11 protein-coding genes are annotated in these 13728 nt (G+C 29.7%); all 11 read right to left on the bottom strand.

Annotated elements, in window-relative coordinates:
- Positions 1–1631 precede the first annotated feature (1631 nt).
- The 11 genes from ACH2CG_RS10580 to ACH2CG_RS10530 all read right to left on the bottom strand — a co-directional run bounded on the left by ACH2CG_RS10580 (position 1632) and on the right by ACH2CG_RS10530 (position 13728).
- Entirely contained in the window at positions 1632–1982 is a 351-nt protein-coding gene (locus tag ACH2CG_RS10580; RefSeq protein ID WP_395064957.1) for a hypothetical protein, read from the bottom strand.
- Positions 1983–2173: 191 nt separating this feature from the next.
- A complete protein-coding gene (locus tag ACH2CG_RS10575; protein ID WP_395064955.1) occupies positions 2174–2632 on the bottom strand; it encodes a hypothetical protein in 459 nt (152 codons plus the stop codon).
- Positions 2632–3108, bottom strand: a complete 477-nt coding sequence (locus ACH2CG_RS10570) for a helix-turn-helix domain-containing protein (protein WP_395064953.1) — start codon at positions 3106–3108, stop codon at positions 2632–2634. Before ACH2CG_RS10570 ends, ACH2CG_RS10575 begins: the two co-directional genes overlap by 1 nt.
- On the bottom strand, positions 3089–3490 hold the full coding sequence (locus tag ACH2CG_RS10565; protein WP_395064951.1) for a hypothetical protein: 402 nt from the start codon (positions 3488–3490) through the stop codon (positions 3089–3091). The genes ACH2CG_RS10570 and ACH2CG_RS10565 overlap by 20 nt, the downstream gene beginning before the upstream one ends.
- Positions 3491–3603: 113 nt before the next feature.
- Positions 3604–6297 carry a DEAD/DEAH box helicase gene (locus ACH2CG_RS10560; RefSeq protein WP_395064949.1) on the bottom strand — a complete coding sequence of 898 codons (2694 nt, stop codon included), beginning with the start codon at positions 6295–6297 and terminating at the stop codon, positions 3604–3606.
- A gap of 3 nt (positions 6298–6300) precedes the next feature.
- Positions 6301–7971, bottom strand: coding sequence for a site-specific DNA-methyltransferase (locus ACH2CG_RS10555; protein WP_395064947.1), 1671 nt, complete (start codon positions 7969–7971; stop codon positions 6301–6303).
- A gap of 10 nt (positions 7972–7981) precedes the next feature.
- On the bottom strand, positions 7982–9103 hold the full coding sequence (locus tag ACH2CG_RS10550) for a HigA family addiction module antitoxin (protein WP_395064945.1): 1122 nt from the start codon (positions 9101–9103) through the stop codon (positions 7982–7984).
- 17 nt (positions 9104–9120) lie between these two features.
- Entirely contained in the window at positions 9121–9462 is a 342-nt protein-coding gene (locus ACH2CG_RS10545) for a killer suppression protein HigA (protein ID WP_395064943.1), read from the bottom strand.
- Between the two features lie 62 nt (positions 9463–9524).
- The gene (locus ACH2CG_RS10540) at positions 9525–12419 is read right to left on the bottom strand and encodes an SNF2-related protein (RefSeq protein ID WP_395064941.1); all 2895 of its coding nucleotides are present in this window, start codon (positions 12417–12419) and stop codon (positions 9525–9527) included.
- Between the two features lie 118 nt (positions 12420–12537).
- Positions 12538–13425: a hypothetical protein gene (locus tag ACH2CG_RS10535; protein ID WP_395064939.1), complete on the bottom strand. Its 888-nt coding sequence runs from the start codon at positions 13423–13425 to the stop codon at positions 12538–12540.
- Positions 13426–13446: 21 nt separating this feature from the next.
- Complete coding sequence (locus ACH2CG_RS10530; RefSeq protein WP_395064937.1) at positions 13447–13728, bottom strand: DNA-binding protein; 282 nt, start codon at positions 13726–13728, stop codon at positions 13447–13449.

The following is a 13728-nucleotide window of genomic DNA, read 5'->3' as shown; positions in this document are numbered from 1 at the left end:
AAATGCTCCAACAATGAATACCAATGTAACAGCAATCGGAAGCGTAGGAATAGAATTTTATCAGCAAGTTGGTGTAAATTTCTATTTATTCAATGCAGGAAACGCAATGAAAATTCAAGATTTGTTCTAACAAAAATTATTTTTACTTCTAATTCAAGCCCTTTCTTTCGATTGGGCTTTTTTTATGTTTTGAAATTATTTTATCTATAATGGCGAGTTATGTATGAAATATGGTGCAGTCATGTATTACTTATCCGTGAATCTCAATTGGTCAATTTTTAAATCTTAACAATTCAATTCTGGAAAAAAATATTTTTTATCTATCTAAAAAAATCCAAGTAAGCCCATAACTTCAAATTCTTCACTTACCATTCCGATAAGACATCATTTTGAGCTGTTTTTTTTAAACGAATGCCCTTTCGGATTCGTCTTTTTGAAATCGGATGCTGTGGGCATTCGTTTGAAAAAAATTGCATCCATAGGGGTTTGGGGAAATGGAAGATTTCCCCAACTGCTCTGACCTTGTGCGCTGGCAGTAGCGAAACAAGGGTATTGTTTTTTATTTGCTTATTGGATAGTTGATTTATATTTTGTGGTTGTGGCAAATAAAAAACAATACTCTTGTGGGCAAATTTGATTTTTGAGGATGCCTTATTGTTCCTGCATAATGAGGTTTTTCTATTTTATCTAAATGTTATTCGGAAACGTTGTGGCATCTTCAAAAAACAATGAAAACTCTTTCCTAGTGCGTTGGCAGAAGCTCGAAGTAAGGGTATTTTTTTTTTTTGCTTATTGGGATGTTCTGATTGGTTTTCTTGGCTGCTTGATGCCTGCACGTAAATTAGAAAGATAAAACTTGAATGTTACTACAATTATTGTTTTGAAAACGCTAGGTATCAAGGAGACGGAAAGCCAATGACTTGGGGTTTTGTGGCAAATAAAAAAGAATACTCTTACTGGCACTATTGGGATTGTGGGTATAGAAAATTGCTTTAAACCAAAAAAACAATAAACTCTTAAAGCAATTTTTATACTCACAATGTCAATATGAAAATACTTCCAATTTCTTTTTATGCGGTTTGATTGTCTGTGTCTGCTTGGTTTCGGAAGAAGTTATGCGGAAAGATAAAAGTTGTATTTACCAAAAATGTTGTTGCGGAGGTTTACAATTGCTAGTAACGGCTGGCTTTGCGTCTGTTGGGGATTAAAGAGCAATAAATTTTCAGCTACACTAAAGAGTACAAAAACAAGACGAACATTCTGTTAACACTATTACCCCAATAGCGCAAAACTTCCGTTACTAGCAGTTGTTTCTATTGATTCCCATATTCACACAAAGTATTTATTGTTTATTTGAATTAGCGAAATGAAGCAAACAAAGAATTGATGCTAGGAATACTTGGACTAGGAGAGATTTTTGTGCAGATGAATGAGATAATTAAGCTCCTATTAATAAAAAAAGTCTGTATGAAACAGACTTATATTTAGAGATTAATAATATTTTAAACCTTATTGGTGTTACCCAAGAATTACATCTTTTTTCATAATAATTTGATTTAATTAGTTTAATATCTAAACATAGATTAGACAAATATAATACCAATAATAATACAAAAGCAAATAAAAGACACTTATTTAACATTTAAATCACTACCTGAAATAAAATTCTTAGAAGATATAGTGTCTTTATTAATAAAATCTTTTACAAATACTTTATTAAAACCTGACAATGAATGTTTTGCTATTATTGATAATCTTATAAATGATGAAGGATCGCTCCACATCTCCTCTAAGTTGTCTGTAGTCCTAATTCTAACAGCGTGAAGATTGTGATTATCAGTATTTTTGTTACAAGGCATATATGAAATAAAATTATCTTTTAATGTAATATCTTTACCTTGTAAGTTACCACCATTATAATCGCCAAACGGCTTGTAAAATAATAATTCAATATGAACATCAAATATTTCGGAGTTTGTCATGTTAACAAACTTGAAAAGATAATTAACTTCACCATTAATATCAACCTTACTAATGTTTCCAGAAATATTTATGTTCGGTCTTTTTTTATTTAGAAAAAAAATTAAAAAACAATATGATGCAATCAATCCAGATATAATTCCAAAAACTAAACTAAAAAAATAATCCATAACTATAAATTTACTAATTACCACTAAACAGGTTTATTGCTTTCCATCAATATCTTCTTTTCATTAATCAAACTGGTTAAATCAACAGCTGGAAGATTAAATTTACCAAATGGAAAATAAGATGTTTGAGTTGAAATATAATTTCTCAAATTGTTTATAGCAATGCTTATGCCTGATGACCAAATGTACTCTGCTTTTATCTTTTCTTCAATAGCCTCATCATCATTGAAATTAAAAATACAAACGCCTTCAACAAAAAGAGAATAACCAGGTAAAGGATTTTCTATTTCATTTATACTGATTTTTATATAAACGAAATATTGATTGTTCTCACGAATTTTTGGCATGAAATCAATATCCATTTCATATTCTGAAAACAGTTTTCTAACATCAATATTATTTTCTATAGCATCAACAAATTTGTACTTGGTGTTGATAATAAAAAAATCAATTAATTCAAGTTGAGACTTTACAAATTTCATTATGCAAATTTTATCTTATTATTTCCAGTAGCATTATCATTAGAGACATATTTGTCATTATCCGTTGAACTGTCGTTATTGAAATTTTTTATAACACCCCATAAAACATTATTGTGAGTGCATTTATGTGTACTATAAAACTTTTCAAATTTATTTTCTTCAACTTCAAAAGCATAGATGTTATTAGTGACTTTTATTTCAACTTCTAAATCAAGTGCTTTTTTTAATTTAGCCATAGTAACCAAATTCATTAATTTAGTTCCACGATACAATTGGGTTAAATAACTTGGTGAAGTCCCAATCATTTCCGCTAATTTTTTACGATTTATTTTTCTTACTTCAGCAATATCTTTAACTTCATTTAAAAACTTTGAAGCTATTACTTTTGCATCAATCTCAAAATTATTGTCTAGTTCTTTAAATAAATCATCAAACGCATTATCAATTTCTTGGTATTTATTTTCTAATGATTTCATATTCATATTTACCGACTTTTTCAATTATTGGTTTATTTTTTTTTGAGTTTTTTTGAGTTTTCTTTTTTTCAAACAATTCAGCTGCTATAATAACAAATGTTTTATCTTCAAGTGACATTTCTTTACAATATATTCTATCATTATCTTGACCTTTGAAGAATTTCATTGCGGTTACATCTTTACACTTATCATTTATATCTTCTTTATCATAAATATCAGTATTCCTATGCCCATCTAAAAGTACACCACAAATGTATTCGAACTTTTTCTTATGTCGAACATCTTGATTTATGTAGTCAATGATAGTTTTCCAATTATCGGTATCAATACAAATAATTCTTTTACCATCTTTACTTTTTAATATTTCTCTTGCTTTTCTCACTGCGAAATTAAGCTATAGGTTAATCAATTGCAAATATATTTGTATATTTAAGTTTTATTTAATATTAATGTACTGATATTGTATTGTTTACAGTTTAAAAATAGACTATACTCTTAACTAAACTTTGCAATTAATAAATCAAAATTTATAGTTCTTGATATTTCAGTATGTGGTACAAGCAAATATTTCCATTGTTTACCTTTGTTTTGAGAAGTAAATTCTGTTGCATATTTACAATATTTAATAGCGGCTTCTTTTTTGGCTAATACATCTGCATCATTAATATTTGCTGATGATTTTGGCTCAACCATATAGATTGTATCTTCTGTTTCAATAATAAAATCGGGTTCATATCTTTTGGAATTATTATCCCAATAGATACGGAATTGATTATTTGCAGGACGAAGCCATTTTAAAACTTTATTATCGTTTTCTAGTACAAATGCCAAGTCTTGTTCTGTCTTACTATCAAACTTATATTCGAAATGACACGCTTTTTCAAAACCTCTAAAAACGTATTTAGGAACCATTATTGTTGGTGTAACTATTTCTCTGTAATCTTTATATCCGGCATTGACTAAAGCGGAGAAATTCCATTGTTCTATTTTAGTAAATGGATATACTCTTGGAGCAACATAATCAGGAGTTGAAAGCGAAAAATTAGCTTTCATTTGCAAATATATCTTGTCTGCTATTGCTGATTTGAATTGGAATAATGCTTGTAATATATTTTCTTCTTTATCAATGTTTTCTTTTATAGCATTGTATGCTTGGGTTGCTAAATGATACAATAAGTCGGCATTATCATCATAATCAATTTCTGGATAATCAATTAATTCTGCAATAATCATTTTTACAGGATTGCCATAAGAACCACTTGATTTTGCTTTAATTGTTTCTATAGATTTATCCATTAAACCCATTCTGATAATTTCTTGTTCTAAAGCTTGATAATTAAAATTAGTAGTATCTAAATCAAAATGATTGAATGTAGCAGTTACTTCACCCAACACTAAATCCATTCTAGGAATTTCAATAATATTTTCTTTGTAAGAAGCTACAATTTTTTCATAGGTTTCTTCTGCTTCCTTAACAATATCAGCTGCAAAAAGATTTCCTTGACCTTCGTTTAATTTCTTTTCAATTTGGCGAATTACTTTTCTCTTTACTTCTTCTTTGTTTAAATCTTCTACTCTTCTAACTTCGGGTAATGTATTAAAATCAGGTAATGAATTTATAATAGCTATTTTTGCATCAAGTGTATTTTGTGCTTTTTGTTGGTTTTCTTTATTTTCAATTTTATTAACTGCAATCTGTTCGGTTTCTAGCTTTAATTCAAAAACTGGTTTTGAGGTAACTACTTCGGTTTTTGTTCCTAAATTCTCTTCTGGAATTTCAATGAAACTCATTTTATTCAAAACCGAATTTGGATCTTTTGCCGCAGCTAATACTGCTTCAAAATTATCGTGAGCAATAACCGTAAGTTTATCAATACTATCTACTCCGGTTCTTTTACCATCAAAAGGTAAACGAAGACCACGACCAATAGTCTGTTCAATTAAAATGGCTGCATTAGCGGCACGAAGTGGTACAATAGTGTAAAGATTGGTAACATCCCAACCTTCTTTTAGCATATTAACGTGGATTACAATTTCAATTTCGTTATCAGAACTTTCTAATGACAAAAATTGCTTTTCTATTTCTTCTTCTTTCTTTGTAGAACTGTCAATTTGCAATACTTTACCTTTGTACTCTCCTTCATAAAAATCACTAGAATTGATTAAATCATAAACTTCTCTAGCGTGATTAATGTCTTTACAAACTACTAAAATAAAAGGTTTTACTAATTTAACTCCGTTATTTTTTGAATATAATTCTAATTCCGTTTTAGTATCTTGATGAACACTAATTGCATCTTCCAATTTTATTATTTCTATTTCCTTTTCAGATAAATCACCTCGTTTGAAATTCTTTCTAGTAGCAATAGCAGGATTTTTTACATACTTTCCTTCTGCCAATGCTTGTGCTAATGAATATTCATAAACCACATTTTGAAAAGGTTTTTGTTTTTCGTCAAATGGTGTTGCAGTTAATTCTAAACCTAATATTGGTTTTAGTTCATTGATTGCATTTTTAGAAGCATCTGCGTGATAACGATGTGCTTCGTCCATAAGAATAACTAAATCTTGAATGCCTGATAGATACTCCCAATAGGATTGTCCTAAATATTCTGATAGTCTTTTAATTTTTGGAGCTAATGAAACTCCATCTTTCTTTTGTCCTTTATTATCAGAATTGAATTTAGAAATATTGAAAATATTAATTCTAATTTCTCCTTCTTTAAATAGGTTTCCTTGTTGGTTGTAATTGTCTCCTGTAATAATTACTGGTCTGTTATGCACAAACTCTGAAATACCATTGAATACATATTTATGATAGGCAGGATTTCCGAAGTCCTCGATTAATTTATCGTAAATGGTTAAGTTAGGTGCTAAAATAAAGAAGTTCTTAATTCCTTTCTGTAAATACAAATAAGCTACACAAGCACCCATCAAACGTGTTTTACCTACTCCTGTTGCAATAGAAAACGCAACTGATGGAAAATCTCTTTGAAAGCTAGTACAGGTGGTAAAACTATTTTTTACTTTGTCTAATTCGTTTTTAATAAATGCTAAAGCTTCTTCTTCGTTATCTGGTACTTTTCTTAAAGATAAATCACCTGATAATTGAGCTACAATATCTAATGCTTCTTGCAATGGTTCACGAAGTGAAAGGCGTAATTTTATGTTATTGGCTATAGTGTTCATAGGCTATTCGAATAATGTACCTTGATTATCAACTTCTTTGTTATCTCTTATTTCTTGTACGCTTTCTATATTTACCTCATCAATTAAAGCCTCTTCATTAGTGGCTTCTTCTGTTGGCAGATTAACAATATTTAAGCTGTAATCGTCTTTACCAAACTCGCATCTGTCTAATAACATTTGCGGTATTTTTTTAAGTGTAATGTTTGGGTATTTGCTTTTGCATTCTTTTTGGAACGCTTTACAACAAATTAAAATACTTTCACCATCTTGCATATCGTCGTGAATGCTGTCTAGAGTTTCAACTGTTATAAATTGAGTAGTTGTAAAAATATAGTCATTTTCACTTGAATTTCCTTGTTTCCAAAACTTGTCTTCATTTGGTAAATACGTAAATCCTTCTTGTTTAGCCATTGCTGCTGCTAACATATCAGGATTGTATTCTTGACTGATTACCCAATTGCCGAATTTGTCTTGTTTTAATAAACTAGGTGCTAAAGTGTAAAATTTGAAACCACCACCACCTTGCCAATTAACTTCTTCGGAAATACCTATTTTATCAGTATTATCAATAACTTTTTTTAAACGTGGTACACAATGAATAATAGCTTGTTCACCTAATTCTACTCCTATCCATCTTCTGTTCATTTTATGAGCTACAGCAGATGTTGTCCCTGACCCTAAAAAACTATCCAAAACAATATCGTTTTCATTAGTTGATAATAAAAGAATTTTTTTTATTAGTTTTTCTGGCTTTGGTGTTGCAAACCATTCTTCTTTTGAAAAGTTAGGAAATAATTTTTTTTGTTCATATTTAGCTTGTCTATTATGACCTGTTTCTTCTAAATCATTCCACAATGTTGATGGTGGCAATCCTTTACTATCACTAGCATAAGTTCTACGCTTTATATTTGTATAATCTTTATTGAAATATATTTCACCGATTTCCATTTTTTCAAATAGAGTTTCTTTGCTCCATCTCCAACCATTCTTTGGAGCTGAAATTTTAGTCCCGATAGGTGTTTCAATATCAAATACTAAATTTTCACGATAAGCAGGTGATGAAATTGGGTTGCCATCAAACCAAGGACCTCGTGGGTCGTTATTTGGATTTTTAAAATGTTTTGCTTGTGCTTCTTTTGCCATTAATTTTTTGGAAAGCCAACCTGAAGTTTTGCTGTAAACTAAAATGGTGTTATGATCAATTGAAAATTGTTTAGCATCATTATTAGAATTATCACTGGATTTCCAAATTATTCCTTGTATAAAATTATTTCTACCAAATATCTCATCACACATAACTTTGCAATAATGCACTTCATTATCATCTAGTGTTATCCATATTGTTCCATCATCAGTTAATAAGTTTTTTAATATTTTCAACCTCTGACTAATCAAATTCAACCAAAGCGAATGTTCCACACCATCATCATAATGTTCAAATGCATTCCCTGTATTGTAAGGAGGGTCTATGTATATGCACTTTACTTTACCTGCAAAATCTTGTTCAAGTGCTTTTAAAGCAAGTAGATTATCTCCGTGTATGAGAATATTTTCTGTGTTAGTGTCACCGTAACTGTATTCAGGATTTTCTATAAGAATTCTTGGTTCTAGCTTGGGTTCGTCACCTTTGCCAATCCAAGTTAATTCTAGTTTTTGGAGTTTATTTTTGGACATAATAGGATTGTTAATTTGATAAATCTACTTTTTTATAAAAATTATGCGACCAACCTACGCTGTCGTGTAATTTGCCTTTTTTGGCTAATCTTCCTATTATGGTTGCAGGATGCGTGTTTATTTCTTTAGCATACTGATTAATGAATTTAACTAGGTCTTCTTCATTAAAATTCTTCTGATACAATGTTTCTTCTTCTTTTTCGGAGAAAGTATATTTTACTGCAAACTTATCGGCTTCATCTTCTTTAATTTGACCTTCGGCAGTATATTGTAATCCCTCTACAAAAACATCTTTCTTGCCGTGTTTCAAAATATGACCTGCTTCATGAAAAAATGTAAACCAAAAAATATCATTTCTTTGATATTGGTTTGATAGTTGAATTAATGCTGTATTATTTATCCAACGAGTAGAACCGTGAAGCCTAGTTTTAGGCAAACAAGGTGTGTGAACCACTTTAACTCCTGCTTGTAAACAAAGATTTTGTAATTGTTCAAAAAAATCATCAGGATGATTGGCCATAATAGTTTTTATGCTATGTAATGCCGATTTAAACTTTGTAGCATCAAATTCAATAGTTGGAAGTTCATTGGCTTGAATTTCTCCTTTGCGTAACCACGCATTTACATTATGCTTATTTTTATCACCGGTATTAATCATTCTAAAAGCTATTTCAGCTTCTTCTATTTCATAATGGCTATGATAAGCATCTACACTAGAAACAGAGAAAAAAGAAAGCACCGCATTGAATTGTTCTATTATTTCGTTTTTAGAATAATCAATCCAACCCAGTTTTTTCATGCTTAATAATGGGAAATTTTGAAGCCATTGTGATTTTTCTAATAGCGTTTCTGTTTCAGCAATTTCAGCTAACTCTAATCTATAATTTTGCTCTCTTTCAATCCAAAATTCAGCTGAAATACCTAAAACACGTTCTAATTGAATAGCAGTTTCTGGAGTAATAGCCGTTTTGCCTTGAATGATTTCATTAATCGTTTTTATAGGTCTTCCCATGCGACTTGCCAATTCTGTTTGAGAAATGTTTTTGGCATCTATAGTATCTATGAGGGTTTCACCTGGATGAGAAATAAGAAATTTTGCTGCTTCTATATCCTCAAGTGTTTTGTACTTCATCGTTTGTTTAGGTTTAATTAATGATAATCTTCACCAATTTCAAGAATTATAATGTGTGTAACTAAAGACCAATCAAGACCGCCGTCTTCTTTCCTAGGAATAGGATCATGATATGGATTAAAAATTATTCTATGATTAGCGGAAATATCTAATGCTAATTCATCTTTTTTACCTTTAGCGTTTGTAAGTTCATGACAGTTGGCTTTAGGAATGTTTTTAAAATCTGATAAATTTTTTGCTGCTTTAAGTTCTTCAAGTCTTTGATTGACAAGCTTTGCCCGAGTACCATAGTTCTTTAGTATCGCTCTTGGACTTTCTACACTTTTTTTTAATTTATTGCTTTTATACTCAATTGTCATGCAAATATAATATTTTTTATTAAAAATGATTAACCTTTAGGGTTAAATAAAATATAATTTTTTTAAATTATTTTCCATTTAATTGTGAACAGTTGTTTTTGCTCAATTTTTTGGTTTAATCTTTTTTCAATATCTGTTAAGAGTGTTTCTTTTTTATCGTCAATTTCGTCTTGAGCAGAAAATAAAGTTTGTCTTTTTTCACTTCGCTTCTTTTCTAACTCTTTTATTTGCCTTTGAGATTTTACTTTTGCTTCCAGATTAAGCATTTTTTTTGCTTCGGCTTTTCGTAATTTTATTTCGGCATCAAGGTCTCTAATTTCTTTTTCAAGACTTATTTTCATATCATCCGCCCATTGGTCTAGCTTATCCATTTCGACATCAAAAAAGTCTCTGTTTCTATTGGCATTTTCTGAAATTATTTCTTGTCTCTCTACTTGGATTAAATCTTTTAATACTGAGCTTACTTCATTACTGATAATAATCATTTCATTTTCATCAGCATATAAAGAAAAAAACCTTTGTGCTGTTTCGGCTGGAATTGTTTCCCCATCATCCGTATTACAGGCAAATAAAACATAGTCTTCTTCTTCAAATGAATTTACACATAAGTGTTCTATTTGAAGCCAACCCGATTTTCCAATATATTTTTCTAAAACAGTAACTTTTGTTGGTGTTGATGAATAATCAAAAACTACTTCTTTGGTTAGTGTTTCATTTTCTTTGCATGACTTTAATATTCTTTGCGCAAGCTTGTGACCTATTCTATAAATATTGGTATCGTCTGGAATAAATATATCTGATTTTTTTTGCCCTTCTTTTGGCTTCAAAATCATATAAGGACCGTTATGTATGTTTTCTTTTGGGAATGGGTTCTTAATTAACTTAAAAGAAAAATCATTAGAAAATTCGGCATAATCCTTCAAAAAATATTGTGTTGTTTTCCAAAGCTTGTCTTCAAAAGTATTTAAGTGCTGTCTTGTTTCAAGTAAATTACTTTTAAGCTTTTCTTTTACTTCTTCATCGAAATGTTCTAATAAAGTAGTTCTAACTGTTTGAATTTTTTCTGATATTTCTGGTCTTAATTCATCTTGAAGATTATCAAAAGCATCTTTAATTTCTTCTATTGTTCTACAGTCATTATAGATTTGAGCAATTCGCTTTTCAAAATCTACACCGTTACCAATCGCACCAAGTACTTCATCACTAGAACCAAATACACCATCAAACAATTGAAATTTTTGATCTAGCAATTCATAAACTCTTTGGTCGGCAGCATTCTTAATGTTTAAAAAATTAACTACAACCACATCGTGTTTTTGACCGTAACGATGGCAACGACCAATTCTTTGTTCAATACGTTGTGGGTTCCAAGGCAAATCGAAATTCACAATTAGAGAGCAAAACTGTAAATTGATACCTTCGGCAGCAGCTTCAGTTGCAATCATTATAGTTGCTTCTTCTTTAAAATAATCTACTAACGCTGCTCTTTTATCAGCAGTTGGCGAACCTGTTACCTTATCAGTTCCTTTATGTTCAAGCAGCCAATTTTTATAAATTTCTTTTGATTTTGCATCCGTATTAGATCCATTGAATTGAACAACTTTATTTTTATATCCTCTTGCTTCTAATAAATTATATATGAATTCTTGCGTTCTTCTACTTTCTGTAAAAATCAAAGCTTTTTGATTTGCACCTAATTTTTCTATTTCAACGAATGCTTTTTCTAATGCAACAATTAACCTTTCGGCTTTAGAGTTAATTCTAATTTTTTGAGCTAAATCACGAAACTTTTTTAAATCTATAATTTCAGCATTTATAGCTTCAATATCTTCTGGAGTATATTCAATTTCAGCAACAACATCTTCTTCGTCTTCAATCCATTCATCACTAATTTCTTCAAGTGTTTCAAAATCTTCCTCTAATTCAATTAATAAATCAGTATCGTTTTTATGAATTATTTTTTCTAATTTTTTAACTAAAGCATCTAACGTTCCGTAAATAGCATACGTTGAAGATGCTAACAGTTTTCTCAAAATCAAAGTCATTAATTGACGTTGACTATTGGGTAAAGCATAAAGTTTGGGACGTTGTAAATATTCAGAAACCCATTCATATAATTGATGTTCTTCATCCGAAGGAGAAAACTCTTCGCAAAAGGCTCTTCTTTCTGTATAATTAATATATTCTAAAACTTGTCTTCTTAAAGTTCTATGACAAATTGGAAGTAATCGACTTTTTAACTCTTCATAATTACCTTCATCTAATTGTCTGCTGTATTGACTTTTAAAACTCTTTAAATCTCCAAAAATAAAATCATCAATGATGCTTACCAAACCATACAATTCAAGTATTGAATTTTGTAATGGAGTTGCCGTTAATAAAACTTTCTTTCTTTTTTGGATAGCTTCTTTAATAACATTACCAATCTTATTAGATGCTTTATAAACGTTTCGTAATCGGTGAGCTTCATCAATAATAACAATATCCCATTGGGTTTGCTCAATGTAAATAGCTTTGTTTTTAGCAAAGTGATAAGAACAAATAACTATGTTGTCGTTTTGGTTAAATGGGTTTAAATTACCAGATTTAATATGTTCGTTGAAAGATTTTGTTTCTAAGATAACCGAAGGCAAAAAGAATTTATCAGCTAACTCTTGGTTCCATTGTTTACGTAAGTTTGAAGGTGCAATTATCAATAGTTTACGTTTTCGTTCTGCCCATTGTTGTGATAATATTATACCCGCTTCAATGGTTTTACCTAATCCAACTTCATCAGCTAAAATTGCTCCTTGTGATAATGGTGACTGAAAAGCAAATAATGCAGCTTCAACCTGATGTGGGTTTAAATCCACTTGGGCATCTTGCAAGGAAGAAGTTAACTTTCCAATATCATTAGAAGGTCTTTGCCTTGTTAGTTCGTAGGCAAAGTATTTAGCGTGAAAGGCGGTGAAATTCATTAAATGAAGAATTATGTATAATTTTCACAATAATACGAAAAAGCAATTGAACTCAAAAGAGAGAAAATACTTAACTTAATAATTGTGTTAAAAAAATATTGTATTTTTAATACAAAAACTAGAACTTAATCTTTACCTGTGCAGTTTCCACCTTTGTAATAGTTGGAATATGCACACATTTTAAATATTTGGTTCTTCTTTCAATAATATTTCTAATGTTGGAATGAAGATTATTTGCACCCAGTTTTTTGTAATAAAGAGCTTTCTGTAAACTAAATCTGTTTCTGTTTTTTGCACGAATAGTTTCTTCCCAAAAATGAGTATTGAAAAATTTAGTATCAATATCTTTAGATAAATCGAATAGTAAAACATTATCCCATTCAGCTATTAATGATTTAATTAGTTTATCATAATTTTCTATTTCAACTAAATCTTGTAATGTAAACAGGTCTAAACTATTTATAAATTTGGCTTGTTGTGATCTAATTTCAAACCTAAATGTGTTTTCACATTCGTGTGGAAATTGCACACTTTTGTTATATGCTTTTACCTGTTTATAACCGTCATTTCCTGCTGTTTTATAATGATTGTAGACTGTATTTCGTGTAAATTGTCTCTTGTTATGGTACATTAGATTATGCACCAAATCGTTTACATTTATTATTGGATTTATGTTTACTCCATATTCAAGATTTATTAGATAACACTTGCTTAAATCGAGCTGGAATAACATTTTTATTTCAAGAATTGAATTGATACAATATTCAATATAAAAATCATCGGCATTGTGTAATTCATCATTGTAGTAATAATGAATACTGCCGTGAATTTCTAAACGGTCTGGAAATTTGGTAAATATTAAATTTTTGTATTTACGGATTTCTTTTTCTTTGATTTCATCAATATACAATTTTTCGGATTTTCCAATATATTCTAACAAGTCATTGTTCCAAACCGTATTGATTTGAATTTTATCTGTGATTTTGAATTTTAATAAATCTAGCATCTTTAGGATTTATTAAATGAATTATTTGGATTTAGCAGGATTGTAATTCTTGTTTAATAATCCTTGAATATCCTTTAAACGGAAATAAATTTTATTTCCAATTTGAATAAAACCGATAATTTCAGTATCTCTCCAAAATTGTGAAGTGCGTCTGCTGATTTTCATTATTTTAAGAAACTCTTCGTTATCACAAAACAAATCGTCTGGATCCAGTAATTGTGTTTTTGAAAGTATCGCTTTTAACTCTTTTAGTTGCTCATTGATTTCAAGAAGCATTTTTTCGTTCGGCTCTCTATATGACAT

It is taken from the genome of Flavobacterium sp., assembly GCF_043778725.1.
GTDB lineage: Bacteria > Bacteroidota > Bacteroidia > Flavobacteriales > Flavobacteriaceae > Flavobacterium.
Note: the sequence above shows the minus strand (reverse complement) of the source record. Positions and strands in the feature narration are given on the sequence as shown.

Excerpts from the sequence above, each read along its gene's own strand:
- ACH2CG_RS10580 (WP_395064957.1), bottom strand. The coding sequence starts at position 1,982 with ATGACAAACTCCGAAATATTTGATGTTCATATTGAATTATTATTTTAC.
- ACH2CG_RS10575 (WP_395064955.1), bottom strand. The coding sequence starts at position 2,632 with ATGAAATTTGTAAAGTCTCAACTTGAATTAATTGATTTTTTTATTATC.
- ACH2CG_RS10570 (WP_395064953.1), bottom strand. The coding sequence starts at position 3,108 with ATGAAATCATTAGAAAATAAATACCAAGAAATTGATAATGCGTTTGAT.
- ACH2CG_RS10560 (WP_395064949.1), bottom strand. The coding sequence starts at position 6,297 with ATGAACACTATAGCCAATAACATAAAATTACGCCTTTCACTTCGTGAA.
- ACH2CG_RS10555 (WP_395064947.1), bottom strand. The coding sequence starts at position 7,971 with ATGTCCAAAAATAAACTCCAAAAACTAGAATTAACTTGGATTGGCAAA.
- ACH2CG_RS10550 (WP_395064945.1), bottom strand. The coding sequence starts at position 9,103 with ATGAAGTACAAAACACTTGAGGATATAGAAGCAGCAAAATTTCTTATT.
- ACH2CG_RS10545 (WP_395064943.1), bottom strand. The coding sequence starts at position 9,462 with ATGACAATTGAGTATAAAAGCAATAAATTAAAAAAAAGTGTAGAAAGT.
- ACH2CG_RS10540 (WP_395064941.1), bottom strand. The coding sequence starts at position 12,419 with ATGAATTTCACCGCCTTTCACGCTAAATACTTTGCCTACGAACTAACA.
- ACH2CG_RS10535 (WP_395064939.1), bottom strand. The coding sequence starts at position 13,425 with ATGCTAGATTTATTAAAATTCAAAATCACAGATAAAATTCAAATCAAT.
- ACH2CG_RS10530 (WP_395064937.1), bottom strand. The coding sequence starts at position 13,728 with ATGTCATATAGAGAGCCGAACGAAAAAATGCTTCTTGAAATCAATGAG.